Raw genomic sequence first — 26,553 nt, forward strand, 5'->3', positions numbered from 1 at the left:
GGTGCGGTGCCGGGGCCGCCGAGGGGCTGGGGGTCCATCAGGTATTCGATGCCGGCGCCGGTGGTCCAGCTGGCGCCCTTGGCGCCGTCGGGTCCGTCGGACAGGTGCCAGATGGTGTGGTTGTGGGTCTGGTCTTCTTCGTCGAGGAGGGCGCCGGGGGCGATGTCGCCTTCGAGGCCGTCGGCTTGGAGTTCTTCGATGGCGGCGAGCCATTGTTTCTGGTGGACGGTGTCGCGGGCGAGGTTGAACTGGAGCATGGCTTTGACGCCGGGGTCGTCGGTCATGTTGTAGAGGCGGGCGGTTTGGAGGCGGCCTTGGGCTTCGGCGGCGGCGTTGGCGCGGAAGTCGGCGAGGAGGTTGCCGGAGGCGACGATGTATTTGCCGTTCCAGGGGGTGCCGTTGCTGTCGGCGGGCAGGGCGCCGCCGCCGGCGACGATGGCTTGCTGGACGTCCATGCCGCCGATCATGGCGGCCATGACGGGGTCTTTGACGGCGTCGGCGGTGACGGTGGCGGGGGCGCCTTCGAGGAGGCGGGCGACCATGGTGGCGAGCATTTCGACGTGGCCGATTTCTTCGGTCGCGGTGTCCATGATGAGGTCTTTGTACTTGCCTTCGATGCGGCAGTTCCAGCCTTGGAAGAGGTATTGCATGGTGACGGTCATTTCGCCGAAGGCGCCGCCGATGAGTTCTTGGAGTTTGCGGGCGTAGACGGGGTCGGGCTTTTCGGGCTTGGCTTCGAACTGCAGCAGCTTCGTGTGACGGAACACGACATTCCCTCCGTCGTCCGGGGTGGTCCCCAGCGGGGGACCGACGGTCGGAGGGGGCTTTCCCGGTTAGCGGAGGGTTAACCACGTCGATCGGAACGGTCTTTGCCGGGGCAACCGCTCAGCCGAGCTGCTCGCCCGGCGGCATGCTCGCGGACGACGTGGCTCGCCGCGGCGATCACCGACGCCGTCGCCCGCGGCGGGTGAGGATCGACAACGTTGCCTCCACTGTGATAGTTGAACGCGGAACGTTCGAAGGCGAGTGGAGCGATACGTGAGCGATCACCAGGAGCGGGTGCCGGCCTGCCGGCGGTACCAGTGCGACGAGCCGGCCCTCTGGCGGAGGATGTGCGCGGCTCACTGGGCTCGCTGGCAGAACGGGACCGACCCGCTCGAGCAGCCCGGTGACGACGGGCAGGCGCCCGAGGCCAGCGTGTGGCAGCCGCCGTTGCGGGAGACCAGTGTTTCGCAGCGGAAGCCGCCCGGCCGGCCGCTCTGACGGCTCCCGGGCGGCTCCGGCGGCGGTCAGCCGGCGATCTCGGCCACCGTCACGCCGATCGGGGTGCCCGGCCGGCCGGTGCGGGTGCGCAGGTTGCCCGTCGTCTCGGCGAGCAGGCCGTCGCGGATGTCGGCGTCGATCGCCACCAGCATGCCCACCACCGGCTCCGGCAGGCCCGCGCCGGTCAGGGCCTTGGCGTGCTCGTCGGCCGGCAGGTCGACGTAGCCGACCTCGCGGCCGGCCGCCTCGGCGATCTCGGCGGCGAGGTCCGCGTTCGACCACGTCACGTCGCCGGCGCTGCCCACGAAGCTGCCCGTCGCGGCCGCCTGCATGATCGTCTCGGCGTAGTTCTCGTTGTACCAGTTGTTGCGCAGGATCGTGGCGGGCAGGCCGGCCGCCTCGATGACCGCCTGGTGCCGGGCGACCCGTTGCCCGACCTCGCCGCCCGAAACCAGCAGCACCTTTTCGGCGCCCTTGAACGCGGTGACCAGGCTTTCCGGGTCGGTGTAGTCCGCGCGCCGGACCTCCACGCCGCGGGCGGCCAGGCCGGCGGCCTTCTCCGGGGTGCGGACCGCGGCGACGACCCGGTCGGCGGGCACGAGGCCCTGATCGCCGACGTGTTCAGCCCCGCCTGCGCGTCCCGGGCCGTGCTCGAACACGTCACCGGCCGGTGGGTGTGCTCGCCCTCGTCGCGCTCGACGACGGCGTCTTCCGGTTCAACGCGCTGCGCCGCCGCGTGCAGGGGGTCAGCGAGAAGATGCTCGCCCAGACGCTGCGGGCGCTCGAGCGCGACGGCTTCGTCCACCGGGATGCGCGGCCGACGGTCCCGCCGCACGGGGAGTACAGCCTCACGCCCGCCGGGCAGGAGGTCGCCCGGCGGCTGCTGGCGCTGGTCGAGGTGCTCGAAGCCGGGGTGCCCGCCGTCCTGGCGGCGCAGGCGCGCTACGACGAGGCGAAAGCCGGCTGAATCCCGTTGCGGGGCAAAGGGTCTCCGCCGGACATCGAAAGCGTCGAAATAACTCCGGTGCGCGGTTCGCCCGTTGCCTTGGGTCGGTCCCGGAGTTATGTTAGCGCTCACAATCGCTCCGCTTGTGCCGTTCCAGCGTGTCGGTGATCGAGGAGGAGGTTGGCACCGTCGCCGGCCCGCGCACTTGTCGATACGACGATTTCCGCACTGCACCAGGAGATCACCCATGGCACGACAGCCGAGAACTCCCCGCGCCATCGCCTCCGCCGTCCTCGCGGCCGGCACGCTCGTCACCGGCCTGCTCGTCGGTAGCGGCACGTCCCAGGCGGCGACGCAGGGTCCCTGCGACATCTACGCGGCCGGCGGCACGCCGTGCGTGGCCGCGCATTCGACGACCCGCGCGTTGTACGGCGCCTACACCGGCCCGCTGTACCAGGTCCGGCGCGCGTCGGACAGCACCACGCGTGACATCGCGCCGTTGAGCGCGGGCGGGGTCGCCAACGCCGCCACGCAGGATTCGTTCTGCGCCGGGACCACCTGCCTGATCACGGTCATCTACGACCAGTCCGGCCGCAACAACCGCCTCACCCAGGCGCCACCGGGCGGGTTCCAGGGACCGGCCGCGGGCGGGTACGACAACCTCGCCAACGCCACCGCGGCGCCGATCAGCGTCGGCGGTCACAAGGCCTACGGCGTCTACGTGGCGCCCGGTACCGGCTACCGCAACAACAACACCAACGGCGTCGCGACCGGTGACCAGCCCGAGGGCATGTACGCGATCTTCGACGGCACGCACTACAACGGCGGCTGCTGCTTCGACTACGGCAACGCCGAACGCAACAGCCGCGACAACGGCAACGGCACCATGGAGGCCATCTACTTCGGCAACATCAGGGTCTGGGGCTACGGCGCCGGCAACGGCCCGTGGATCATGGCCGACCTGGAGAACGGCCTGTTCTCCGGGGTCAACCAGCACTACAACGCCAACGACCCGAGCATCAGCCACCGCTTCCTGACCGCCATCGTCAAGGGCGGCCCCAACCACTGGGCCATCCGGGGCGGCAACGCCCAATCCGGTGGCGTGTCGACCTTCTACGACGGGGTGCGGCCCAACGTTTCGGGTTACAACCCGATGAAGAAGGAAGGCGCCATCATCCTGGGCATCGGCGGCGACAACAGCGTCGGCGCCCGCGGCACCTTCTACGAAGGCGTGATGACGTCCGGTTATCCCTCCGACGCCACGGAAAGCGCCGTGCAGGCCAACATCACCGCGGCCGGCTACGCGACGAGTTCCTCGGGCACCGGCCTGACGCCGGGGACGTCCGTCTCGCTGCGCGCCACCACCGCGTGCTGCACCGATCGCTACATCCACCACACCGGTTCCACAGTGGACACCGCGGTGATCGGCAGCGGGAGTTCGGCCACCGAAAAGGGCAATGCGTCCTGGACCGTCCGAACCGGACTCGGCAGCGGCTCGTGCGTGTCGTTCGAGTCGAAGAACGTGCCCGGGCAGTACCTGCGGCACCAGAACTACCAGCTGTACCTGCAGGCCAACGACGGGAGTTCGCTGTTCGCCCAGGACGCGACCTTCTGCCCGGAGGCCGGCCGCAACGGGCAGGGTGCCTCGCTGAGGTCGCTCAACTTCTCCGACCGGTACGTGCGGCACTACGCCAACATCGTCTACATCGCGGCCAACGGCGGGTCGAACACCTTCGACAACGCCACTGCCTACAACGACGACGTGAGCTGGCTCGTCAGCTCTCCCTGGGCTTCCTGATCGCCGGCGGGTGGTCGTGCGTCACCCCGGTGGTGACGCACGGCCGCCCGCCCGGCCCCTTCGTGCCGATGGAGGCACCATGACGGCCCCGCGAAAGTCGGTTTTCTTTGCTCTGACCGTATTGCTGGCCGCGGCGCTCACCGCGCCGGCCGCCGCCGCGGCCACCTACCCCAACCCCGGCCGCGTCACCGGCGACGTCGGCGTGCACGACCCGAGCGTGGTGAAGCGCCCGGACGGCAGCTACCTGGTGGCGTATTCGGGGGACGGCGTCGCGCTGAAGACCTCCACCGACCGCACCGCCTTCTCGGGCGCCGGTTCGGTCTTCCCGGGCGGCGCGCCGTGGACCACGTCCTACACCGCGGGCGGGCGCAGCCTGTGGGCGCCGGACATCTCCTACCGCAACGGCCGGTACTACCTGTACTACGCGGCCTCCACGTTCGGCTCCAACCACTCGGCGATCTTCCTGGCCACCAGCGCGTCCGGCGCCTCGGGCACGTGGACGAACCAGGGGCTGGTCGTCGAATCCCGGGCCGGCGACGGCTTCAACGCGATCGACCCGAACCTGGTGGTCGACGACCAGGGCCGGTGGTGGCTGGCCTTCGGCTCGTTCTGGTCGGGCATCGAGCTGATCCGGCTGGATCCGGCGACGGGCCTGCGCCAGGGCACCGGCATCACCGCGATCGCCGGGCGCGGCGGTGGGGCGATCGAGGCGCCCTTCATCGTCGAACGCGGCCAGTACTACTACCAGTACGTGTCGTTCGACCTGTGCTGCCGCGGGGCGTCGAGCACCTACCGGGTGATGGTCGGGCGGTCCACCAGCGTCACCGGGCCCTACGCCGACCGCAACGGCGTGCCGATGACCTCGGGTGGCGGTACCGAAGTCCTGGCCGGCCACGGCAGCATCCACGGGCCGGGCCACGAGGCCGTGCTCGCCGACAACGACGGCGATCTGCTGCTCTACCACTACTACGCCGACAACGGCGCGGCGCTGCTCGGCATCAACCGCCTGACCTACGACGCGGCCGGCTGGCCGGTCGTCACCTGATCCGCACCTCGACGAGAGGACGCCCCGGATGCGCCTTCGCAGAACCGCTGTCGTCCTGGCCGTTGCCGCGTCGCTGCTGAGCCCGGCGGTGGCGGACGCCGCGTCGGCCGACGGCGTCCTGCCGGGGTCGGTCACGCTGACGGAGTCGGCGCTCCAGGGCGTGCACGGCGTCTCGCCCGACGTCACGGTCCGCAACGTGCTCACCGTGACCGCGAGCGGGACGGCCCTGCGCGTCCGGCTGGGCAATCCCTTCGGTGCCACCGCATTGCGGGTGCGGTCGGTGTGGGTCGGGCGGCAGCCGTCGACGGGTTCGCCCGCGCTGGCGCCCGGGTCGAACCGCCGGGCGACGTTCGGTTTCCGGCACGCGGTGACGATCCCGCCGGGCGCGAGCGTGTGGACCGACCCGCTGCCGCTGTCCGTGCGGCGGGGGGATCACGTCGCGGTGAGCGTGTACGCGCCGGGGTCGCCGGTCGACGACCACACGTTCCCGCCGCCGGAGACCGGCACACCGGGGTCGTTCGCCTCGGCCGCGCCGGGTGACGCCGGGTCCGACGAGTCGGGAGGGGCGTACGGCGCCTTCGCGCCGGGCGTCCTGTGGTGGGCGGACGCGATCAGCGCGGTGTCGCCGGCCCGCGGCACGATCGTCGCGCTGGGGGACTCGATCACCGACGGCTACAACGCGTTCGGCGGCGGCCCGCGCTGGACCGACGTGCTCGCCGAGCGCATCGCGACCCGCCCGCCCGCGCGGCGGCTGTCGGTGGCGAACGCCGGGATCAGCGGCAACACCGTCAGCGTGCAGCCGAACCCGTACGACCCGACCGGCCAGTGCTGCGGGCCGCCGGCGCCGGTCCGGCTCGACCGGGACGTGCTGTCCCTGCCCGGCGTGCGGTACGTGCTGCTGCTGGAGGGCACGAACGACCTCGGCGGCGGCGACAACGCGCCCCCGGCGCCGGCCGCGCAGGTCATCGACGCGATGAAGACCATCGCCGGGCGGGTGCACGCGGCGGGCCGCCGGATCGTCGGCGCGACCATCCTGCCGATGTGCAACGCGGCGGGCGGGCCGAAGGAGCAGGCCCGGCTGGCGGTGAACGCGTGGATCCGCACGTCGGGCACGTTCGACGCGGTGCTCGACTTCGACGCGGTGCTGCGCGACCCGGCCGACCCGACGGTGATCCGCGCGGACTGGCGCACGGACTGCTACCACCCCAACGCCGCCGGCGACCGCCTCCTGGGCGACTCGATCGACCTCCGGGTGTTCGGGCTGTGAAGGGTTCAGTGCCGGTCGGTTTTCGGCCGCCGCGGGTCGCGGACGGGCCCCGGCGCGGACCGCGGATCGTGGGCACGCGCCCGGCGCGCACCGAGGACGGTGATGATCAGGTGGTCGTTGGGCGACATCGGAGCCTCTCAGCAACGAGCGATCGAACCGGTTCGATCATAAACCTTAGGATACGCCGGGGGTCGGCGGCACCGGCCGAACCGGAGAAGAGGTTCGGCCGGTAGGGGCAACCTGGGGCGGGCGGCGGGTTCGCGTGAGCCGGCTGTGGTCGGCCGCGCAGCTCGCGCGTGCCGAACACGGCCCCCGCTAGCCGCGAGGGCGGGCCCCCGTGCTCGACCGCAGCGAAATCGGCGGCTCCAGCAGTGCGTGCCGCGGCTCCGCGCCGCCGTCCGCGATCTGCGCCAGGAGGAGGTCCACCGCCAGGCGGCCCAGGTCGACCGCCGGGACGTCGGCCGCCGTCAGCGGGGGGTGGAAGTCCTCCGCCAGCCGCTCCGCGATCACGCCCGTCAGCGAAAAGTCGCGCGGTACCTCCAAGCCCGCCCGGTGCAACGCGCGCTGCACCCCCGGCAGGGCCGCCTCGTTGATCGTGACCGCCGCCGTCACCGCGGGCCACTGCGTCCGGATCTGCTCGAAGCACGCCAGCCCCGCCGCCGCCTCGTCCGCGCAGCACACCGTGCGTGCGGTGAGGCCCCGGGCGGCGGTGGCCTCCAGGAAACCCGTCGCCGAGCGGAGGGCCGGCCCGTACCCGGCCGCGACGAGCTCCGCCGACCGGTTGATCAGCACCACCTCCTCGTGCCCGAGGTCGGCGAGGTGGTGGACGCAGCGGGTGATCAGCCCGCCGTAGTCGACGTCGACCCACCAGGACGCGCCCGGGTGCTCGACGTGGCCGATCGTCACGAACGGCAGGCTCGCCTGGCTCAGCCGCTCCACCCGCGAGTCCTCCAGGAGGATCTCCATCAGGATCACGCCGTCGACGCGCCGGCCCGTCACGATGCGCTCGAACGACCGGTCGTGGTCGCCGCCGCTGGGGGAGAGCAGGACGTCGAGGTCGTGGGCCGCGGCCGCGTCGACGACGCTGCCGACGAACCCCAGCTGGACGTCGGTCAGGCGGCGGCTGGCCGGCGGGACCACCAGGCCCAGCGTGCGCGTGCGGCCCTCGGCCAGGGCGCGGGCGCTCGCGTTGGGCCGGTAGCCGAGCTCGGCGATGACGTCGTTGATGCGCTGCACCGTGGCCGCCGACACCGGGCGCTTGCCGCTGAGCGCGTACGACACCGTGCTGCGTGACACGCCCGCGCGCCGCGCGATCTCCCCGATGTTCATGCCACTCCCGAACGGTCGTCCAGAACCGGTTCGATCGTAGTACACGCAGTATTGCGCAGGAGCGCTCGCGGGGTTTACGGTGACGCGGCCTCGGTCATCGAACCGGTTCGACGACGAATCGACCGTCCTCAGCTCGTCGAAGGTGCCGACAGGAAGGACCCCTCATGCAGCGTCACCCGATCCTCCGGCTGCTGTCGGCGGCCGTCGCCGCGACGACACTGGCCGCGTGCTCCTCGGCGACGGCCCCCGCCGCCGCGGGCCCGTTCGCGGTCTGGGACCCCTACCCCCAGTTCGACGCGAGCTCCGCGTGGGCGAAGGTCGTCGACAAGTGCGGTGCCGAAGCCGGGGTGAAGATCGCGCGGCAGGCGTTCGACACGACCGACCTCACGAACAAGGTGCTGCTCGCCGCCCAGCAGAACACCGCGCCGAACGTCCTGGTCGTGGACAACCCGGTGGTCTCGACCCTGGCCGAGGGCGGGGTGCTCAAGTCCACTGCGGACACCGGGCTGGACACCGCCCAGGTCGCCCCGAACCTGCTCGCCGCCGGCGACGTCAAGGGCCAGGCCTACGGCGTGCCGATCGGCGCGAACACGCTCGCCCTCTACTACAACAAAAACGTGCTGACCGCCGCCGGCGTCGACCCGGCGTCCGTGCGGGACTGGGCGTCGCTCGAAGCCGCGCTGGCCAAGGTGCACGCCGCCGGCAAGAAGGGCATCACGTTCTCCGCCATCGGCACCGAAGAAGGCAGCTTCCAGTTCCTTCCCTGGTTCTGGGGCTCCGGCGCGAACCTGACCGACCTCGCCTCGGCCGACGCGGTGTCCGCGCTCGCGCAGTGGAAGGCGTGGCTGGACAAGGGGTACGCGCCGAACTCGGTGATCGGCAACACGCAGACCACCAGCTGGCAGGAGTTCGCGACCGGGGAGTACGCCTTCGCCGAAAACGGCACCTGGCAGCTGCAGAACGCCAAGAAGGCCGGCTTCCCGTACGGCGTGCTCGCCATCCCGGCCCGCGCCGGGGGACCGGCCCCGGCGCCGACCGGCGGCGAGTTCGTCACCGTGCCCGCGCAGAGCAGCCCGGACGCCGAGCAGACCGCGGGCCGGATCGCGTCCTGCCTGACCAGCCCGGCCAACGTCCTCGACTCCGACACCGCGCTGACCTACGTGTCCGCCGTGCCCTCGGTGCAGGACAAGCAGGTCGCCGCGCAGCCCGAGCTGAAGGTGTGGGCCGACGCGGTGAAGGTCGCGAAGGGCCGCACCGGCGACAACCTCGGTACCCGCTACCCGCGGATCTCGGAGCCGCTCTGGGGCGCCGTGCAGGCCGCGCTCACCGGCGCGAAGGCCCCTGACGCCGCCCTCGCGGCCGCGCAGGCGACCGCCGCGTCGGCGAAGTAGGCGTGCTCGTGCCGGACATCCGGGAGCCGGTCACCGTCCGCCCGGCCGCGCGAGCGCCCGGACGGACGAGGCGACGGCGGCCGCAGCTGCTCGCGTGGGCGTTCCTGCTGCCGCTCGTCGCCTACCTCGTCCTCTGCTACGGCTATCCGCTCGCCACGAACATCGACCTGAGCCTGCGCAGCTACACGGTCCGCACGTTCGTCCACGGCGGGGCGCCGCTGGTCTGGTTCGACAACTACGCCGGGGTGTTCGCCGAGCCGACCTTCCGCACGGCGCTGCTCAACACGCTCGTCTTCACGGCCGCGTCGCTGCTCTTCCAGTACGGCATCGGCCTGGCCATGGCGGTCTTCTTCGCCCGCCACTTCCGCTTGGGCCCGACGCTTCGGGCGCTGTTCCTGGTGCCGTGGCTGCTGCCGCTGATCGTCTCCGGCTCGACCTGGGCGTGGCTGCTCAACAGTGAGTCCGGGGTGGTCAACGCCGTGCTGGGCTGGTTCGGCGCCGGCCGGATCGACTGGCTGACGTCGCCGTCCTGGGCGCTGGTCTCGGTGATCGTGGCCAACATCTGGATCGGCGTGCCGTTCAACCTCGTCGTGCTGCACAGCGGCCTGCAGACCATCCCGGCCGAGGTGTACGAGGCGGCGTCGCTCGACGGCGCCGGGGCGTGGCAGCGGTTCCGGCACATCACGTTCCCGCTCCTGCGCCCGGTCTCGGCGATCACCCTGCTGCTGGGACTGGTCTACACGCTGAAGGTGTTCGACGTCATCTGGATCATGACCAGGGGCGGGCCCGGCGGGGCGTCGACCACCCTGGCCACCTGGTCCTACCAGCTCGGCTTCGGCAGCCTGCTGCCGCGGTTCGGGCCCAGCGCGGCCGTGGGCAACGTGCTCATCCTCTTGGCCCTGGTCGCGGGCCTGCGCTACATCCGCGCGCAGCGCAGGCAGGAGGCCGCGTGATCCGCCGCTGGCGCACCGCGGTGGGGCTGCTCCTCACCGCCGTGATGCTGTTCCCGGTCTACTGGATGGTCAACGTGTCGCTGACCCCGGCCGGGCGGATGCGCAAGTCGCCGCCCGACTGGTTCCCGGCGGCGCCGACGTTCGAGGGCTACGAGCGGGTCCTGCACGAGCAACTCCCGTACTTCGCCACGAGCCTCTTCGTCGCGCTGGGCACCGTTGCGTTGACGCTGGCCTTGGCGGCGCCGTCGGCGTACGCGCTGGCGAAGCTCCGCCCGCGTGGCCACCGGGCGCTGGGGTTCGTGCTGCTCGTCGCCCAGATGATCCCCGGCATCATCATGGCGCTGGGGTTCTACGGCATTTACGTCACCCTCGGCATCACCAACACCGCCTGGGGGCTGGTCCTCGCCGATTCGACGATCGCGGTGCCGTTCGCCGTGCTCATCCTGACCTCCTTCATGGCTTCCGTGCCGGACGAGCTCGTCCAGGCGGCCACGATCGACGGGGCCGGCGCGGTGCGCACGTTCTGGTCGGTGGTGCTGCCCGCCAGCCGCAACGGGGTCGTCACGGCCGGGCTGTTTTCGTTCCTGTGGGCCTGGTCGGACTTCGTCTTCGCGGCGACGCTCGACGGCGGCGGCTCGCTGCGGCCGCTGACCCTGGGCATCTACCGCTACATCGGCAACAACAACCAGGAGTGGAACTCCATCATGGCGACGGCGGTGGTGGCCTCGGTGCCGGCCGCCGTGCTCCTCGTGCTGGCCCAGCGGTTCGTCGCCGCGGGCGTCACCGCGGGCGCCGTGAAGGACTGACCCCCCTCGAAAGGACGGCTTCTGTGCCCACGGGCGAGTTTTCGCTGCGGGAAATCCCGTTCAGCCACCCGGGATCGTGGTTCGACGTCTCCCCGGTGGTGGCCCAGGCCACCTACACCGACGACCTGCACCTGGTGTCCCACCGCCACGGCATGCACGCCGTGCTGGCGCTCGTCCCCGAATCCGGCGGGACGCGCGCGGAGGTCCCGGCCGGCGCCACGCCGGCCGCCCTCACCTGGGGCGCCGGCGACCGGCGGATCACGGCGGCGTACGCGGCCCCGGACGCGCTCCGGATCGCCGGCCGCGGTCTGGACCTGCGGATCCGCGCGGCGGAGCCCACGCTGACGCCGTTCACCGGCACGTACTTCTTCGCCGATCCGGTCGGTGGTGCCGCCGTGTTCACCTCCTACGAAACCGGGCACCGCTACCGCGTCACCGTCCTTTCCGGACACGCGCGGCACGTCGGCGCCGAAGCGCTCGGCACGGCCGAGCGGGCCGTCGTGGTGAGCGGGCAGGTGTGGGAGGTGGTGATCGAGGAACTCCCCGGCGCCCGGGAGCCGTACGTGCCGCCGGCGACGTTCGACGCCGTGGTCGCCGCCGCCGGGGCCGGGTTCACCGCGTTCGCCGATGCGGTGGCGCCGTGGCGCGGCGAGCGGACCCCGGCCGCCGAACTCGCCTGTTACGTGCTCTGGTCGGCCGTCGTGGCGCCCTCGGGGTTCGTCGGCCGTCCGGCCGTGCTGATGTCCAAGCACTGGATGGACAAGGTGTGGAGCTGGGACCACTGCTTCAACGCGCTCGCGCTGGCCGCGGGCCGGCCGGAGCTGGCCTGGCACCAGTTCCAGGTGGTGTTCGACCACCAGGACGACCGGGGCGCGCTGCCCGACTCGGTCACCCACGCCGAGGTGCTGCGCAACTTCGTCAAGCCGCCGATCCACGGCTGGGCGCTGAGCCGCCTGCGCGGCCGGCTGCCCGGCGGCCTGCCGGAACCCGGGCGGGCCTACCGGCAGCTGGCGGCGTGGACGACGTTCTGGCTCGAGCACCGCCGCGTACCCGGCCGGCCGGTCGCCCACTACGAACACGGCAACGACAGCGGCTGGGACAACGCGACGCCGTTCGCCCGGGAGCGGCTCGTGCAGACGCCCGACCTGGCGGCGTTCCTGGTGCTGCAGCTGACCGAGCTGGCCGCGCTGGCCGCCGAACTCGGCGAGGCGGCCGCGGCCGAGCGCTGGCGGGCCGAAGCGGACGGGATGCTGGCGGCGTTGCTGGCCGAACTCTGGGACGGCACCCGGTTCGTCAGCCGCTCGGCGGCGACCGGTGCGGTGCAGGGCGGCGAGAGCCTGCTCGAACTCATGCCGATCGTCCTCGGCGAACACCTGCCGGCCGACGTCCGGGAGAGCCTCGTGGCCGGGCTCGAGGAGCACCTCACCGACATCGGGCTGGCGACCGAGCGGCCGGCGTCGGCGTTCTACGAGGCCGACGGCTACTGGCGCGGGCCGGTGTGGGCGCCCGTCACGGTGCTCGTCGAGGACGGTCTCCGCCGCGCCGGTGCGGTGGACCTCGCCGACCGGGTCAGCGCGCGGTTCCGCGCGGTGTGCGAGAAATCCGGGTTCGCGGAGAACTTCGACGCGCTGACCGGGGACGGCCTGCGCGACCGCGCGTACACGTGGACGGCCGCGGCCTACCTGCTGCTGGCCGGGGCCGCCGAAGCGCGGGAAACGCTTTCCGATTCGTAATAATCGCGTTTGTTCGACCGCATCGACGACCGGTCACCATTGAAATCATCGATGCGATTTGCCGGCGTCGTCGATTGCCGGAGAATCACCCATCGAATCTTGACCGGCGCACAACGTGCCTGCAATAGTCGTCACGTCTCCGGTTCGATTCCCGGGAAAGGACCATTCCCATGCACAACGTCGTGCGTTCCTTGCTCGTTTCGCTGACCGCGGCCGCCGTGGTGGCCACCACCGCCGGGGTGGCCGAAGCGGCCGCCTGGTCGTCTTCGGACCAATGGGGGACATGGTCCACCGGGGGGTACACCGTCCGCAACGACGTCTGGGGCAGCGGCGCCGGTCCGCAGACGATCTGGGCGAACTCCTACAGCAACTGGGGCGTGTGGGCGAACCACCCGAACACCGGCGGCGTCAAGTCGTACCCGCATTCGGCGAAGAACGTCGGCCGCACGCTCAGCTCGCTGCGCCAGGTTTCCAGCAGTTTCAACGTGACCCGCCCCGGCAGCGGGGCGTACGAAACGGCGTATGACATCTGGGCGAACAACAACGCCTACGAGATCATGCTGTGGGTCAACAAGCAGGGCGCGGTCGGCCCGCTGGGCAGCAAACAGACGACGGTGAGCGTCGGCGGCCACACCTGGGACGTCTACAAGGGATCGAACGGCTCGAACGCGGTGTTCTCGTTCCTGCGCACGTCGAACACGAACGCGGGCACGATCGACGTCCTCGCGGTGCTGAACTGGATCAAGGCCCGCGGCTGGTTCGGCGACGTGGCACTGGGCGAGGTGCAGTTCGGGTTCGAAATCACTTCGTCGTCGGGCGGGTTGAACTTCACCTCGAACAGCTATTCCGTTTCCGCCTCCTGACCCCACGCCGGCTGGGCCACTCCGCGGGCGGCGCCGGCGCCCTCCTCGGCTTCCGGCCGGCGGCACCACCCGGGGAACCGGCCACAGATGGCCGGTCGGTGACCTGGTCCGGCCGCGCGGGCGGCGCGACGATGGCCTTCCACAGGCAATCCGGGAGGACCACCGATGAAGAAGCTGCTCACCGCATTCGCCGCTCTCGTGGCCGGCGCCGCTGTCCTGGCCGCGGGCGGGGGCGTGGCCGCCGCCGCGCCGATCCACCCGGACGGGGTGTACCCGTACGACAGCGCACCGGCGGGCACGTACCCCTTCGACAGCGCACCGGCGGGGGCGTACCCCAAGGACAGCGCGCCGGCGGGGACGTATCCATACGACAGCGCGCCGGCCGGGACGTACCCCTTCGACAGCGCGCCGGCCGGGGCATATCCCGTCGACAGCGCGCCGGCGACGCCGGCGTCCTGACCCGCGAACCTTGATACTGGTGCCGGAGCTGCGGGTGACCGGGGCGATGCCGGCATAGGCGGCCAGGTGCCCGGACGAGGCGAAGTGGGAGGCGTCGCCGACCTCGAGCAGTGCACAGGGGCCGGAGCACGCCACATCAGGTTCAGGAAGGGGTACTCCAGCGGCGAACTGGCCGTGCTGCCCGTCCGCGCCCACCTCGCGGCCGGCGAAACCGATGCGGCCGAAGCGGTGTTGCGGGTCACGGCGTCGGCGCCTTCGCTGCTGCCCGCCACCCCGGTCGACCGCTGCCCGGCCGAAACGGCGCCGGCACTGCGTTCGCACCGGCGGACCAAGGCGCTGCACGCCCTCGACCGCGCGCTCGCCCTCGACCGCCCGAACGGGCTGGTGCGGCCGTTCGCCCTCGCCGATGCGCGGGTCGGGGACCCGCTGATCGACCACTCCGGCGAATTCGGTTCCCTGAACCGGTTCGCACAGGCGGTCCGCGGCCGGATCGTGCCGCACGCCCCGCCCAGCGGCCTGACCGACCGCGACACGGTGACGCACGTGCGGGCCAGCTACGGGAAGCGTCGCGGGGACGGCGAGCACTGCGCCGAGCGGGCCCAGCAGCCAGGTCCAGAACACCAGCGCCAGCACGGTGACCGAAGTGGACAGACCGACCGAGCCGGTGACGAACCGGGGCTGGATCAGCGACTGCACCACGAAGTTCAGTGCGGCGTAGACCACGAGCACCACGAGCAGGCTGCGCCGGCCGCCGTCGAGCAGCGCGATCACCGCGGGCGGCGCGAAGCCGATCACGAGGAGGCCGCCGAAGACGGTCGTCACGAGCAGGTGGCTCCGGGTGCCGGTGGCGAAACCTTCTAGCGAAGCGGAAATCCACGGCCGGTCGCGGGCGATCCGGCTGAGCCGTTGTCCCGCCCAGGCCGTCTCGGCGCAGAGGAACAGCAGCAGGGCGAACAGGAACGCGAGGTTGGTGACCAGCCCGCCGACCCCGGCGAGCAGCGAACCCGGCCAGGCCGACCAGCTTCCCGGTGTCGAGGGACGACAGGATGGCGCGCAGCTCGGGTTCGCCGACGCCGAACCGGCCGAGGTAGACGGTGACGACTCGGCCGGCGGCGGTCAGCCGGCGCGGCCGGCGGCGGGTGCGCACCACCACCGCCGAACCGGTCGGCGAGTCCCCGGAAGGGACGACGCACGTTCCGGTTCCCGGCCGCGCCCCGGTGCCGCCGGGGCTTGCGGAACCGGTGGGCCGGGAAATCGGTGAGGGAAGCTCGCACCATGCTGACTCTTCCGGAGACGGTCGGCGGCGGGTGCCACGGTGCCGCGTGGGAGCGCTCGGTCGTCACCCGGCACGGGCGGATGGTGCTTCGGCGGGCTGCCCGGTTCGGATGGACGGGTCCGGTGCGGCATGGGTGTTCGGCCCGGCCCGATGGCCGCGGACGTTCCGGACGGCCTGCGGCTCGAGCGGAACGGGCTAAGGTGGCCGGGTGATCCGGCCGGCGCACGGGCGACCCGCGGTGCTCGTCGAGCTGGGCTTCCTGCTGCTCTGGTTCCTGCTGTTCGCGCGGCTCGACGCCGCGGTCGGCCAGGACCTCTCGGCGGCCGACGCGCACGCGCTGGCCCTGCAGACCGCCGAACACGCGGTGCACATCGACATCGAGCGCAGCGCGAACACCTGGCTGGCCGGGAACCCGGCTCTCGCCCGGTTCGCGGTCGCCGTGTACCGGCTGTACTACGTGGTGGTCGCCGGCGTCCTGCTGTGGGTGTTCGTCCGGCACGCCGGGGTCTACCGCCGGGTCCGCGCGACGATGGTCGCGATGACGGCCCTGGTCCTGCCGGTCTACTGGGCGGTGCCGATGTCGCCACCGCGGTCCGCGCTGCCCGGCGCGGTCGACGTCGTGGCGCGGTACGACATCGTGGACAGTGCGAGCTGGACGCACCCCGGCCACTACACGGCCATGCCCAGCATGCACGTGGGCTGGTCGCTGTGGTGCGCGTATGCCGTGTGGACCGTGCTCCGGGACACCCGTCCCCGGTGGGCGCCGGTGCCGTGGGCGTTCCCGCTGCTCATGGTGGCGGTCGTGCTCACCACCGCGAACCACTACGTGCTCGACGTCGTGGGCAGTGTCGTGCTGCTGGCCGTCTCCATCGGTGCCGCGGCGCTGTGGGGCCGCGTCGTGGCGCGCGGCCGGCCCGGCGGTCCTTGACCGTCCGAAACGCACCGGACGGCCGGAAGGTTGCCCTGCCGCGTTCGCGGAACGTTCCGGCCTCCCCGAACGTCCGGCCCGGTCCTAGATTCGCTGCACAACCACAAGGGGGAAGAAAACCATGCCTACTGGCAGATTCGCGCGGGCCGCCGGTGTGCTCGCCGCGGCACTCGTCATGGCGGGGCTGGCCGCCGCGCCCGCGTCGGCCGCCTCCGGCCCGAACCTCAAGGTCACCGCCGTCGCGCAGCAGGGCAATTGGCTGTCCGGCGACACCGTCGCGCTCGACGTGACGGTGGCCAACATCGGGGACGCCGTCGCCTTCGGCGCGTTCGGGACCGCGTACTCGGAGTCCGGGACGGACTTCTGGACCGACCGGAACCAATGGGGCGACCTCTCCGACGGCGGCAGCGGCGCGAACATCGCGCAGGGGGAGACCCGGACGGTCCACCTGACCGGGCAGCTGGGCACGTTCAACGGCGACTCGATCGTGCACATCGAGGTCTACGCCGGCAACGACGTCGACTACAGCGACAACGTCCTGCGGATCACGCTGCCGATGGCGCGGGGCACCGAGCGCGTCGCGGGCGTGCTGTACGGCGACGCGAACGGCGACGGCAAGCCGTCCCCGGGCGAGGCGCTGGCCGGGGCCGAGGCGCACTTCATCGGCGTCGGGACGACGAACGACCTGGTTTCGGTCACCGATGCGACCGGCCACTTCCACTTCGACAACCTCCCGCTGAGCCGCAACGCCTACGTGTCCTTCCAGAAGGTGCCCGGCGGCTGGGTCGACCAGCCGGTGGGGACGCTGCGGCTGGACGGCCGCGGGGCCTACACGGCGCTCGAGGTCCGGGCCGTCCGCCCGCTGTCCGACGTGCTGCACGAGACGATCGCGCTGGACAGGACGAGCTACGCCGCCGGCGACACCGCCAAGGTGACGGTCACGCTGTCGAACTCCGGCACCAAGGCGCTCACCGGCCTCTACGTCGGCTGCGACGCGGGCGGCTTCGGCTCGGAGCTGGTGATCGCGGACGACCAGTGGGGCGCGTTCGGCTACCAGCGTCGCGAGGGGACGCTGGCCGCGGGGCAGCGGCTCGTGCTCACGGTTTCGGGCAAGGTGCCGGACAAGTCGGCCTACACCGGCTCGACCGGGCTGGACTGCGTGGCCGGCGACGGCCACAGCGGCGGCGCCCCGTACGCGGCCGTCAACGCCAAGGTGCCCGGCCTGCGGGCGGACTCCCGCGGCCAGGTCTGGTTCGACAAGAACGGCAACGGCCTCCTGGACGCCGACGAGGGCATGGCGAACCGCAACCTGGTGCTCCTGGAGAACGGCGCGATCCGCGCCTACGCCCGCACCGACGCCAACGGCTACGCGACGTTCAAGGACATCCCGGTGGGCAACTACCAGCTGCGCGTCCTCGGCCCGTGGAAGCCGGCCCCGTTCGAGGGCGACCTCGCGATCTGGGCACCCCCGTACGGCGGCGCCGGCGATTGGCACCAGCAGTTCGTGGCCGGCTGAGGCGGAGGTAGGACGACGCGCGGTGCGGGTGGCGTCGGCGTCGGCGTCGAGGGCGGGAAGCCGGCGCCGTCGCCGGCGCGGCCGCGGCGCCGGTGGTCACGGTGGGGCGGCCGGGCCACCGGTACCTGATCAGCCCGGCGGTTCGGGAGGATGTCGAACACCTTCGGCTTGCGCGTGGGGTCCGGTTCGCCCGCGTTGAATTCGGCCCGGACCTCCAGTCTGGTGAACGCCCAGCTTCGGGGGGAACAACAGCAGCGGAAGCCGGATCCACCAGAACGTGAATTCCGCTTCGCGTACGGCAAGCCGAGCGGCCGACGTCCGATCGCGTCCGGCAGTTCCAGCAGGGGGACGGGGTAGACGTCCGGGTAATCACCGAATTCGACGACATCCTCGACGAGGCCGCGCACCAGGTCGCCGAAGGCGAAGTCCGGATCGACGCGTATCGGCAAGTGTGGCGGAGGATTCGTACTGATCTGGCGGACAACGTCGCAGGACAACGCCGATCGGCCGACGCCGCCCGCGTTTTCGCCTCGACGGCGGGCCCCGGCGGGGAATCATCGCCTTTCATGGCCCGTCCGGGTACCAGGGGCTGTGTGAATATCAGTCGCCCCGTGCCCGGTCGCCGTTACGGCACGCCCTCGGCACGCACGAATCCGCGCCTGCCGGCCGGAAAGACTTTTCGAGGGCGGCGTGCACTGGAAGGCCGGCGCGAAACTGCGTCCCCGGTTACCACCGGCGTAAGGCGTCCTTCACGACCTTGCCGGTCTCGTTGCGGGGCAGTTCGCCGACGAACGCGACGTCCCGGGGCACCGCGAACCGTGCGAGGTGCCGGCGGACGTGGGCGCGCACCGTGTCGGCGTCGAGGCGGGCGCCGCGGGTGAGTACGACGTACGCCGCGAGGCGCTGTCCGTAGCGGGCGTCGGGCACGCCGACCACGGCGGCTTCCCGGACGCCGTCGAGTCTCAGCAGGACTTCCTCGACCGACGCCGGGGCCACGTTTTCCCCGCCCGACACGACCATGTCGTCCGCGCGGCCCTCGACGAACAGGCGGCCGTCCGCGTCGAAGTAGCCGCGGTCGCCGGTGTCCATGAGGCCCTCGTGGGCGGCCGGCGGCGCCCCTTCGGTGTACCCGTCGAACAGCATCTTGTTGCCGACGTAGAGCCGTCCGGTCGCGCCGGGCGGCACCGGGGTGCCCGCGTCGTCCAGGATCCGGAGGCGCGTGCCGAGCGGGGGCCGGCCCGCCGTGCTCCGGGCCGCCCGCAGGTCGGCGGGGGTGGCGATGGCCGCCCAGGACACTTCGGTGGAACCGTAGAGGTTGTAGAGGATGTCACCGAAGGCGTCCATGAACTCCTCGGCCAGCCGGCCCGGCAGCGCCGCGCCGGAGCTGGCGACGATCCGCAGCGACGACAGGTCGTAGCGCGCGCGGACCCGTTCGGGCACGTCCAGCAGGCGCCGCAGCATGGTCGGCACCGCGAACAGCACCGTGCACCGGTGCTTTTCGACCAGCTGCAACGTCGTTTCCGCGTCGAAGCGCCGGCGCAGCACCAGGCCGGCCCGCAAGGCCATGCCGAGCTGGAGCGCGGCGAGGCCCCAGGTGTGGAACAGCGGGGCGGCGACCAAGATGCGCGCTTCGGCGCGCAAGGGGATCGCCGACAGGACCGCGGCCGCGTCCACCGGACCACGGGGTGTCGGCCGGCGGGCGCCCTTGGGCAGGCCGGACGTGCCCGAGGTGAGCACGACGATCCGGCCCTGGTTCTCCGGGGGCGCGATCCGCTCCGCCTCCGTGGCGTCGATCAGCGCTTCCGCGGTGGGGCCGGACTGCTCGCCCGAAGACCAGGCGCGGATGCGCGGGAGGTGGACCGGCAGGTGCCGGCCGAGCTCGGCGAACTCGTCGTCGGCCAGGACCAGCGTGCACCGGTGCCGGTGGACGAAGTCGGCCACGGTGGCCGGTGCCAGCCCGGTGTTCATCAGCACGACGTCGGCGCCGAGCTTGCCGCACGCGATCATCGCCTCGACCATCGCGTTGTGGTTGCGGCACATCAGGAGCACCCGCGACCCCTCGCCGACGTCGTACCGCCGCAACGCCGTCGCCAGCCGGCTGGTGCGCTCGTCGAGCTCGCCGAAGGTCCGGCCGGACCGCTCGTCCCACAGCGCCGGCGAGTCCGCGGCCCGGCGGGCGCCGGCGGCGAACCCGCCCGCCAAGGTCGGTCCCCACCGGCTCACGGCCTTCAGCTGCCGCAGCATCCCGGCGGGCTGGGCCGGGGTGAGCACCCCCGCCTTGATCAGGGAACGCCCGATTTCGAGCGGCGACGGGTCCGGCGCCGGCCGCTCTTGCGCCGGTACGCCACCGAGGTGGTCGCTCACGGCCTCGATCGCGTCGGCGATCCGCCGCCGGATCTCCGACGTCCCCAGCGCCGGCGCGCCGAGCAGCGCGAGCCAGACGATGACCGTGCAGCCGCCGGGGGCCGGACGCAGCGTGACGGACATCCGGTGGTGCCCGGCCTGGACGCTGGACCAGGTCAGCTGCTCGTTCCGGCGGTGGGTCAGGATTTCCGCCACGTCTTCGCCGCCGGCGAGGTACTGGTACCTCGCCCCGCGGCCCCCGCTCGCGGTCACCCGTTCGCACCAGGTGATGCCCCGGACAAATCGTGAATATAATTCAGGTCTTTCGATGATCGTCCACAAGGCGGCCGGTGTTCGGGGAACGGTGACGCTGACCTCGATGAATTCCGGCTCCATTGCCACCTTCTGCGCGGGGAAAGGAGTCGCAGTTTAGCTTTTCCGCGTCACCGCCGGTGGTTCAGCCGCCGATCCGGGCGCCGGCCGCGGCGAGGGCGGTGGTCACCGGCTGGAAGAACGTCACGCCGCCGGTGCGGCAGTCGCCGCTGCCGCCGGAGGTGATGCCGATCGCGCTGCCGTCCCCGGTGAACAGCCGGCCGCCGCTGAGCAGCGAGAAGTCACCGTTGCCGGGGAACGTCGCCTGCTCGACGGTGGCGACCGGCCGGCCGCCCTGGGTGAGCGACCACCGCCGGCCGGCGGCGGCGCAGCGGCCGGCGGTCAGGATGCCCGGGCTGCCGTTGCTCGTGGTCACGGTGAAGCCGAGCGAGCAGCGGGCCCGCCGGTGAAGATCGCGTCGCCGCCTTCGGCGAACAACCTGAGCACCCTGGGCGTCCGCACGACGCGGACGGCGCTCCCGCGGGTGGCCGCCAGCAGGCTGTCCCACTCGGCGTCCTGCACGGTGCTGTCGGCGGTGACGACCGTTTCCCCGGTCCGGGCGTCGACCGCCCAGGCCGTCCCGGTGATGGACCGCGCCGCCGCGTCGGTGCCGGCGGCGTCCGCATGGGGGAGGGCGATGGCCGCGGTGCCGGCCGCGGCCAGGACCTTGCCTCGGCTGATTTCCCGTGCCGGGAGCGCATCGATGACCTCCGTAGCCGTTGATCACGTCCTGCTTGATCCACGGCCCGTGGCGGGGGCGGGTTCGAACTGCGCGGGGAAGTCAGGACGAGAGGCCGATCGTCCCGATTTCCGTCTGCCGACGGGCAGTTCACGATTCTTCGAGGCGGGTGCCGCGGCGCCAGATCGCGCGGGTGTTGAGCGTGTCGCCGATGTCCGTCGTCGGATCGCCGTCGACGAGCAGGAGGTCGGCGCGGAGCCCTTCGGCGATGCGGCCGCGGTCGCCGAGGCGGAAGCGGCGGGCCGTGGTCGCGGTGGCGGCGCGCAGGGCTTGCGCGGGGGTCAGGCCGGCGGCGACGAGGTACTGCAGTTCGTGGTGCAGGCTGGCGCCGTGGGCGAGGCCGCCGAAGAAGGTCTCGGCCATGGAGGCGTCGGTGCCGGCCAGGACGTCCACGCCCGCGGCGCTCAGCGCCCGGACCGTGGCCAGGACGTCGTCGAGCCGGCCCTGCGGGTAGCGGTCATAGCTCGAGCGCAGGGTTTTGTCCCACCGGTCGTCGAGACGGCGGGCGACGCGCGGGTCGTCGGCGAGTTCGCTGCCGGTGATGCCCATCATCGACGCGTCGAGGCAGACGCACGGCACGACGAACATGTCCGCCTCGGCGATCACGTCGATGATCTCGGCCGTGTGCGGCTGGTCCATGAAGACGTGGACCAGGCCGTCGATGCCGGCTTCGGCGGCCATCCGGGTGGCGTCGAGGGTGAGCGTGTGGGCGACGGTGAGGGCGCCGAGCTTCCGGGCTTCGGCGACGCCGGCGTCGAGCGTGGCCTGGTCGAGCATCGGCAGCCCGGGGTGTCCTTCGACGCTGCCGTCGTCGATCATGAACTTGATGTAGTCGGAGCCGCGGGCCAGCAGCTGCGGGACGAACGCGGCGGCCTGCTCCGGCGTGGTGGAGAACGGCATCAGCGGCATGACCGGCGGCAGGTTGCCCGCCGGCCGGAACCCCTCGGGCATCAGTTCGCTGGGGTGCCCGCCGGGCGGCGTGATGGCGAAGCCGGATGACCGGACGTCGGCGACCGTGTCGTCTTCGGTGATGTGGGCGCGGTTTTCGCGGGTGTTCAGGCCCTGCATCTCCAGTTCGGTGGTGACGCCGAACCGCAGCGCCAGGGCGAGGGAGCCGGGGCTGGAGTGGACGTGCGCGTCGATCAGCCCGGGCAGCAGGGTGGCCCCGCGGCCGTCGACGACCCCGGCGCCCTCGGGCACGTCGCCGCCGACCCGGCGGATCTTCCGGCCGTCGAGGACGACGGTCTGCACGCCCAGGTCCTTCTCCCCGTCGAAGACGCGGGCGCCGGTGATGGCGGTGGTGGCGGTGGTGGCCATGTCGGCCTCTCTTTCTCGCTCTCGGTTACATACCTGATGCTATGCAATTTGCGACTGGTATGCAAATGCTCCGAGTACTACGATCCGGGAGGTGAGCAGTGCCGCCGAAAATCCCGCGCTGGACCAGATCGGCCCGGCCCTGTCCCGCCTGCGCCGGCGCACTCCGGCCGCGAGCCGGGACCTGACCCGGAACCTGGTGCTCAACGTGGTCGCCGACGCCCCGGGGGAGATGACGGTCGGCGGCCTGGCGGCGGAGATGGGCGTGGTGCAGCCGGTGGCCAGCCGCACGGTGGCGGCCTGCATCGCCGACGGCCTGCTGCGGCGGGCGGCATCCCAGGCGGACGGCCGCCGGACGGTGCTCGAGCTGACCGAGCACGGCGAGGCCGAGCGAGCCCGGTTCGCGGCCGAGCAACGCGCGGTGTTCGAAGACATCACCGCGGATTGGCCGCCGGAGGAGCGCATCGAGTTCGCGCGGCTGCTCGTCCGCTACACCACGGACGCCGCCGCCTGGTCCCGTCGCCGAGCCTGACCGGCGGAAGGGGATTTGCCGAGGCGAGCCGGCCGTTCGGCGTCCCCGAGAACGCGGCCGACCGTACCGACCGGATGGTATGTTGACCGCGTGATCGACGTGGCGCGCCGGACCTGGCGATTTCTCGAGCCCTACCACGGGATGATCTACTTCGCGCCGGAGGCCGCGGCCGCCTACGCGGAGCTCGGCCTGACCGGCCGGGCCGGCTACTTCGCGTCGCGGTCGGCGGCGCTCGGCGCGGCCCCGGCGCCGGTCGTGGTCGCGACCTTCTACAACTTCAACCCCGTCCTCGTCCGGGAGTCGATCACGGCTGCCTGGTCGGCCACCGACCCGGGCGCGGTGCTGGCCGCACGTTACGCGGCGGCGGACCGGGTGTTGCGCCGCATCCTCGGCGACGCGGTGACTTCGCCGGAGATGGACCGGGCCGCGGCGCTGCTGCGTGAGGCCGCCGAAACGATCACCGGCGACGTCACCGGCCGCCCGCTCTTCGCCGCCCACGCGGCCCTGCCGTGGCCCGCCGAGCCGCACCTGGTGCTGTGGCACGCGCAGACCCTCCTGCGCGAGTACCGCGGTGACGCGCACGTCGCCGCCCTGTTGACGGCCGGCCTGGACGGCATCGAAGCCCTCGTCACCCACGCCGCTTCCGGCGCGGTCCCCGCCGAAACGCTGCGCACTTCCCGGTCATGGTCCGAAGAGGACTGGAACCGGGCCGTCACCGGCCTCCGCGAACGGAATTGGCTCACCGCAGACGACGACCTGACGTTCACCCCCACGGGCGCGGCCCGCCGAGCGGAAATCGAGAAGGCGACGGACGAAAACAGCGTCACGCCGTACGCGCACATCGGCGAGGCCGCCTGCGCCGAACTGCAGGCCCTGGTCCGCCCGTTCAGCCGGGCGCTCTCCGAAGAACTCATGCCGTGGGTGCTCGCGCGGCCGTGACCCGTGGTGCTACTCGCCGGGCCGCAGGCCGGTCAGCGGGGAAGCTCGGGTTTCCGGCGGAAGGATTCGATCAGTTCCCGGGTCGGTGAACCGAGCCCGGTGATCGTGTCGTAGCCGGGGGCGTGGCCGTCGACTTGCCGTCCGCGGACCGGGACGTTTCGTCGGTCGCCCAGCCGATTTCCCGCCGGTAGGCGTTCCCGGGGCCGATGGCGAGGGTGTGGCCGCCCACCGCGGCGTCCGGGACGGAGCCGATTGGTGTCGGGCAGGGGCCGGTGGGTGCCGCATTCCGCGCTGTGATGCGGGATTCCGGCCCGGTCGGCCGGCAGCCGGTGACGGTCAGGACCTCACGCCCCACCGCCGCGGGCACCGAGACCGGCACCCGCGAGGAACACCCGCTCGGTGACCTCGCCGGCCGGATCGGCCGGCCCGGTGTCCGTCCCGTCGTGGACCACGCGGGTGGACCGGGTGCCCTCCGGCGCTCTGACCGGCGTGTTCGCGAACGCCGGCGAGGCGGGCACGAGCACGGCCGCGACCAGCAGGCCCACCAGCAGGAATCGACGGGTCAGCACGCGACCTCCTTGATGTGCACGCGGAGGACGCCGAGCCCCGGGAAATGTGGCTGCGGACCGTGCCGACGGCGCACCCGAGCACCTCGGCGATCTCGTCGTCGCTCCGGTCTTCGTAGAAGCGCAGCACGATTGCGGCGCGCTGCGCCCGCGAAAGGGCCGACAGCAGTTCAGCGAGCTGCCCGGCGTCGGCGATCCGGTCCGCGTGATCGGGCACGGCGGTGTCGCCGTACCTCGTGGCGTCCGCGGTGGGCTGCACGGAACGCTGGTACCAGCGGCGGCGCCACGAGAGGTAGCCGTTGACCACCATCTTCCGCAGGTAGAGGTCCGGCCGTTCGGCGGCGGTCACCCGCCGCCAGTGCTGGTGGGCGCGCACGAGCGCGTCCTGCACGACGTCCTGCGCCAGTTCGCGGTCCCCCGTCAGGACGGCCGCGAACCGCACCAGGTCGGGCAGCTCCTTGCGCGCGAACTCATCGAAGTGCACATGAAGTAGATGCCTGGACCCCGCCGGGCCGTTGCGCCGCGGCCCGGAAAAAATCCCGGGCACAACCGCAACAGAGCCGTGGCGCGGCGGCATCTTCAGGGTGTGCAGGTCGAAGGCTGCACAGTGAGAACCGGCCCAGGAGAGTGCGATGACCGACGTCGACGAGCTGCGCCACGCGCTGCGCGCCCAGGAGTCCATGGCGCCGGATCCCGGCGCCGTGCTGACCGCGGCCACCCGCCGGATCCGCCGTCGCCGGACGGCCGGAGTGACGGCGATGGCCCTCGCCGTGGCCGCAGTGGCCGCGGCGGCGGTCGGCGTGCCGGACCGAAGCGTGCCCCCGGCCGCGCACGTGAACCTCCCACCGGCCGAGCTGCCGGTCACCGACCGGGTCCCCCCGCCGGCCCCCGCGGTGAGCCTCGAGGACAGCGCCTGGGACCTGATGGTCTGGGCCGTCCAGCCCCACTACGCCGGCGTGCACTACGGCCAGGCGCACCGCTACGCGTTCGAGATCGAGCTCCGCGACGGACCGGCGCCGCACAGCGCATTGCCGGAGAAACCGTCGGCCGCCGCCCAGCTCACCCACCCGCAAACGGTGCTGTGGCAGGACGGCCCGGCCCGCTGGATCCGCGTCCAGACGTCGAAGCCGGTGACGGCCGCGGAAATGCTGGCCCTGCTGGCGAAGATCCGCACGACGCCCCCGGTGATCCACTCCCCGCTGAAGGCGGTGCAGGTCCCCGCGGGCCAGAAGGTCACGACGTTCACCAGCGAGCCGGAGACGAACACCCTGGTCCTCTGCCCCGACCCGGAGGCCCCGAGGGCCCTGCTCGACACCCGCTGTTTCTCCCTGACGGCGGGAGCGGGGCCGCCGGTCACGCGGTCAGTTGACGTACACCGAGTAGCCGATGCCACCCGACCTGGTGCCGTCGGCCGTGCTGCCCCGCACGATGACCGAGAAGGTGCCTCGGTCCGGTGGGGTCCACGTCATCGTCCCCTGTTCTCCTGCGAGAAGACGTTGCCGGCCGTCACCGTGCGTACCCGCAGGTCGTGGGAGGCCGAGCCTTCCGGTGGCAGCGGGGGTGTCCACGCCAGCACCGAGGTCCGTGCTGCGCGGCTGTCTGCTGAAACGGACCCCAGTCGAACGACTACTCGAACGCCGCCGCGCCCGGCTGGCGGGCATCGAAGGTGAAGGTGCCGGGGAAGACCCGCCCGTTCGCCTGGAACTCCTTCGAGCTCACCGTGGGGTCGTTCGTCACCGTCCAGGTGATGTTGTCCGTCGACGACCACACGCCCGCCGTGTTCTTCGCGCGCACCAGCATTCCGTAGTCGCCGGTTCTCGGCGGGGTGCAGCTCACCGTCGCGGTGTTCCCGCTGACCGGCACGGTCCACTTGGTCGCCGGGTCCGCCGTCAGCCAGTACTCGAACTCCACGGCGTCCGGCATCGGGTTGGTGAACGTGAACGTGGCGGCTCTGCCTTCCGTTCCGATGTCCCCCCGGGTAGCCGATCTCCGGTCGCCAGGTGTTGAGCAACAACCGTTTCTCCGTCACCGGGGAAAGGCCACCGGAAGCGTCGCGGGCCTGGACCCGCAGCAGGTTCTGGTCGGCCGAGGTGAACCCGACCGGTAGCGTGGCGGTTCCGTCGGCGTTGGCCTTGACCGTCCACTTCGTACTCTCGGCACTCGCGAACCGGTAGG

24 protein-coding genes and 4 pseudogenes are annotated in these 26,553 nt (G+C 72.1%); 16 read left to right on the forward strand and 12 right to left on the reverse strand.

Translation table 11 applies throughout. The features are described 5' to 3' along the window. The coding region (locus C2L59_RS13960; protein ID WP_103349938.1) for a manganese catalase family protein at nucleotides 1-767 on the reverse strand (767 nt) is incomplete at its 3' end. A 271-nt stretch (nucleotides 768-1,038) separates the two neighbouring features. Here C2L59_RS13960 and C2L59_RS13965 point away from each other — a divergent pair. Next, nucleotides 1,039-1,263 carry a hypothetical protein gene (locus C2L59_RS13965; protein WP_233223488.1) on the forward strand — a complete coding sequence of 75 codons (225 nt, stop codon included), beginning with the start codon at nucleotides 1,039-1,041 and terminating at the stop codon, nucleotides 1,261-1,263. A gap of 26 nt (nucleotides 1,264-1,289) precedes the next feature. Here C2L59_RS13965 and C2L59_RS13970 read toward each other — a convergent pair whose 3' ends face one another. After that, nucleotides 1,290-1,862, reverse strand: a complete 573-nt coding sequence (locus C2L59_RS13970; protein WP_233223489.1) for an NAD(P)H-binding protein — start codon at nucleotides 1,860-1,862, stop codon at nucleotides 1,290-1,292. A 6-nt stretch (nucleotides 1,863-1,868) separates the two neighbouring features. Between C2L59_RS13970 and C2L59_RS13975 the strand changes: the two are divergent. The 4 genes and pseudogenes from C2L59_RS13975 (at nucleotide 1,869) to C2L59_RS13990 (ending at nucleotide 6,319) form a co-directional block, all read left to right on the forward strand. Next, nucleotides 1,869-2,230 (forward strand): annotated as a pseudogene (locus C2L59_RS13975) (winged helix-turn-helix transcriptional regulator). Between the two features lie 226 nt (nucleotides 2,231-2,456). Next, entirely contained in the window at nucleotides 2,457-4,007 is a 1,551-nt protein-coding gene (locus C2L59_RS13980; protein ID WP_103349940.1) for an alpha-L-arabinofuranosidase B, read from the forward strand. A gap of 79 nt (nucleotides 4,008-4,086) precedes the next feature. Further along, nucleotides 4,087-5,052 (forward strand): arabinan endo-1,5-alpha-L-arabinosidase, encoded by a 966-nt coding sequence (locus tag C2L59_RS13985; protein ID WP_103349941.1) that lies wholly within the window; start codon nucleotides 4,087-4,089, stop codon nucleotides 5,050-5,052. A gap of 28 nt (nucleotides 5,053-5,080) precedes the next feature. After that, complete coding sequence (locus C2L59_RS13990; RefSeq protein WP_103349942.1) at nucleotides 5,081-6,319, forward strand: GDSL-type esterase/lipase family protein; 1,239 nt, start codon at nucleotides 5,081-5,083, stop codon at nucleotides 6,317-6,319. A 315-nt stretch (nucleotides 6,320-6,634) separates the two neighbouring features. Here the strand turns inward: C2L59_RS13990 and C2L59_RS13995 are convergent, their stop codons facing one another. Beyond that, the gene (locus C2L59_RS13995) at nucleotides 6,635-7,648 is read right to left on the reverse strand and encodes a LacI family DNA-binding transcriptional regulator (RefSeq protein WP_103349943.1); all 1,014 of its coding nucleotides are present in this window, start codon (nucleotides 7,646-7,648) and stop codon (nucleotides 6,635-6,637) included. Between the two features lie 164 nt (nucleotides 7,649-7,812). Between C2L59_RS13995 and C2L59_RS14000 the strand changes: the two genes are divergently transcribed. From C2L59_RS14000 to C2L59_RS14025, 6 genes are all read left to right on the forward strand, one after another. Beyond that, nucleotides 7,813-9,039 (forward strand): ABC transporter substrate-binding protein, encoded by a 1,227-nt coding sequence (locus C2L59_RS14000; RefSeq protein WP_103349944.1) that lies wholly within the window; start codon nucleotides 7,813-7,815, stop codon nucleotides 9,037-9,039. 8 nt (nucleotides 9,040-9,047) lie between these two features. Continuing rightward, nucleotides 9,048-9,992, forward strand: coding sequence for a carbohydrate ABC transporter permease (locus C2L59_RS14005; protein WP_103350068.1), 945 nt, complete (start codon nucleotides 9,048-9,050; stop codon nucleotides 9,990-9,992). Further along, nucleotides 9,989-10,798: a carbohydrate ABC transporter permease gene (locus tag C2L59_RS14010; RefSeq protein ID WP_103349945.1), complete on the forward strand. Its 810-nt coding sequence runs from the start codon at nucleotides 9,989-9,991 to the stop codon at nucleotides 10,796-10,798. The genes C2L59_RS14005 and C2L59_RS14010 overlap by 4 nt, the downstream gene beginning before the upstream one ends. A 23-nt stretch (nucleotides 10,799-10,821) precedes the next feature. Continuing rightward, a complete protein-coding gene (locus C2L59_RS14015; protein ID WP_103349946.1) occupies nucleotides 10,822-12,531 on the forward strand; it encodes a trehalase family glycosidase in 1,710 nt (569 codons plus the stop codon). Nucleotides 12,532-12,701: 170 nt separating this feature from the next. Further along, on the forward strand, nucleotides 12,702-13,394 hold the full coding sequence (locus C2L59_RS14020) for a hypothetical protein (RefSeq protein WP_103349947.1): 693 nt from the start codon (nucleotides 12,702-12,704) through the stop codon (nucleotides 13,392-13,394). A gap of 165 nt (nucleotides 13,395-13,559) precedes the next feature. Beyond that, nucleotides 13,560-13,853, forward strand: coding sequence for a hypothetical protein (locus tag C2L59_RS14025; protein ID WP_103349948.1), 294 nt, complete (start codon nucleotides 13,560-13,562; stop codon nucleotides 13,851-13,853). 11 nt (nucleotides 13,854-13,864) lie between these two features. Here the strand turns inward: C2L59_RS14025 and C2L59_RS14030 are convergent. Together C2L59_RS14030 and C2L59_RS50360 are read right to left on the reverse strand one after the other, a co-directional pair. Continuing rightward, nucleotides 13,865-13,964 (reverse strand): annotated as a pseudogene (locus C2L59_RS14030) (transposase); the annotation flags it as partial. 513 nt (nucleotides 13,965-14,477) lie between these two features. Next, a pseudogene (locus C2L59_RS50360) lies at nucleotides 14,478-14,675 on the reverse strand (hypothetical protein); the annotation flags it as partial. Nucleotides 14,676-15,337: 662 nt separating this feature from the next. On the opposite strand from C2L59_RS50360, the gene C2L59_RS14045 reads away from it, so the two are divergent. Beyond that, entirely contained in the window at nucleotides 15,338-16,057 is a 720-nt protein-coding gene (locus C2L59_RS14045; RefSeq protein ID WP_103349949.1) for a phosphatase PAP2 family protein, read from the forward strand. 121 nt (nucleotides 16,058-16,178) lie between these two features. Beyond that, a complete protein-coding gene (locus C2L59_RS14050) occupies nucleotides 16,179-17,573 on the forward strand; it encodes a hypothetical protein (protein WP_103349950.1) in 1,395 nt (464 codons plus the stop codon). Nucleotides 17,574-18,299: 726 nt separating this feature from the next. On the opposite strand, the gene C2L59_RS14055 is transcribed toward C2L59_RS14050, so the two are convergent. From C2L59_RS14055 to C2L59_RS14065, 4 genes are all read right to left on the reverse strand, one after another. Further along, nucleotides 18,300-20,312, reverse strand: a complete 2,013-nt coding sequence (locus C2L59_RS14055) for an AMP-binding protein (protein WP_103349951.1) — start codon at nucleotides 20,310-20,312, stop codon at nucleotides 18,300-18,302. Nucleotides 20,313-20,373: 61 nt separating this feature from the next. Further along, a complete protein-coding gene (locus C2L59_RS48100; RefSeq protein WP_199199069.1) occupies nucleotides 20,374-20,664 on the reverse strand; it encodes a hypothetical protein in 291 nt (96 codons plus the stop codon). After that, a complete protein-coding gene (locus tag C2L59_RS49840) occupies nucleotides 20,661-20,993 on the reverse strand; it encodes an alpha-lytic protease prodomain-containing protein (protein ID WP_199199076.1) in 333 nt (110 codons plus the stop codon). The genes C2L59_RS48100 and C2L59_RS49840 overlap by 4 nt, the downstream gene beginning before the upstream one ends. A 124-nt stretch (nucleotides 20,994-21,117) precedes the next feature. Further along, nucleotides 21,118-22,344: an amidohydrolase family protein gene (locus C2L59_RS14065; protein ID WP_103349952.1), complete on the reverse strand. Its 1,227-nt coding sequence runs from the start codon at nucleotides 22,342-22,344 to the stop codon at nucleotides 21,118-21,120. Between the two features lie 91 nt (nucleotides 22,345-22,435). Between C2L59_RS14065 and C2L59_RS14070 the strand changes: the two genes are divergently transcribed. Both C2L59_RS14070 and C2L59_RS14075 read left to right on the forward strand, forming a co-directional pair. Beyond that, the gene (locus C2L59_RS14070) at nucleotides 22,436-22,873 is read left to right on the forward strand and encodes a MarR family winged helix-turn-helix transcriptional regulator (RefSeq protein ID WP_103349953.1); all 438 of its coding nucleotides are present in this window, start codon (nucleotides 22,436-22,438) and stop codon (nucleotides 22,871-22,873) included. Between the two features lie 90 nt (nucleotides 22,874-22,963). Continuing rightward, nucleotides 22,964-23,812 carry a hypothetical protein gene (locus C2L59_RS14075; protein ID WP_103349954.1) on the forward strand — a complete coding sequence of 283 codons (849 nt, stop codon included), beginning with the start codon at nucleotides 22,964-22,966 and terminating at the stop codon, nucleotides 23,810-23,812. A gap of 344 nt (nucleotides 23,813-24,156) precedes the next feature. On the opposite strand, the gene C2L59_RS14080 is transcribed toward C2L59_RS14075, so the two are convergent. Both C2L59_RS14080 and C2L59_RS14085 read right to left on the reverse strand, forming a co-directional pair. Further along, nucleotides 24,157-24,381, reverse strand: coding sequence for a hypothetical protein (locus C2L59_RS14080; protein ID WP_233223503.1), 225 nt, complete (start codon nucleotides 24,379-24,381; stop codon nucleotides 24,157-24,159). 88 nt (nucleotides 24,382-24,469) lie between these two features. After that, nucleotides 24,470-25,060 (reverse strand): annotated as a pseudogene (locus C2L59_RS14085) (sigma factor); the annotation flags it as partial. Here C2L59_RS14085 and C2L59_RS14090 point away from each other — a divergent pair. After that, on the forward strand, nucleotides 25,011-26,048 hold the full coding sequence (locus tag C2L59_RS14090) for a hypothetical protein (RefSeq protein ID WP_103349955.1): 1,038 nt from the start codon (nucleotides 25,011-25,013) through the stop codon (nucleotides 26,046-26,048). The pseudogene C2L59_RS14085 and the gene C2L59_RS14090 overlap by 50 nt on opposite strands. On the opposite strand, the gene C2L59_RS14095 is transcribed toward C2L59_RS14090, so the two are convergent. Continuing rightward, a complete protein-coding gene (locus tag C2L59_RS14095) occupies nucleotides 26,005-26,301 on the reverse strand; it encodes a hypothetical protein (protein WP_103349956.1) in 297 nt (98 codons plus the stop codon). The genes C2L59_RS14090 and C2L59_RS14095 overlap by 44 nt on opposite strands. Between the last annotated feature and the right edge of the window lie 252 nt (nucleotides 26,302-26,553).

Source organism: Amycolatopsis sp. CA-128772 (genome assembly GCF_002904295.1).
Lineage (GTDB): Bacteria > Actinomycetota > Actinomycetes > Mycobacteriales > Pseudonocardiaceae > Amycolatopsis.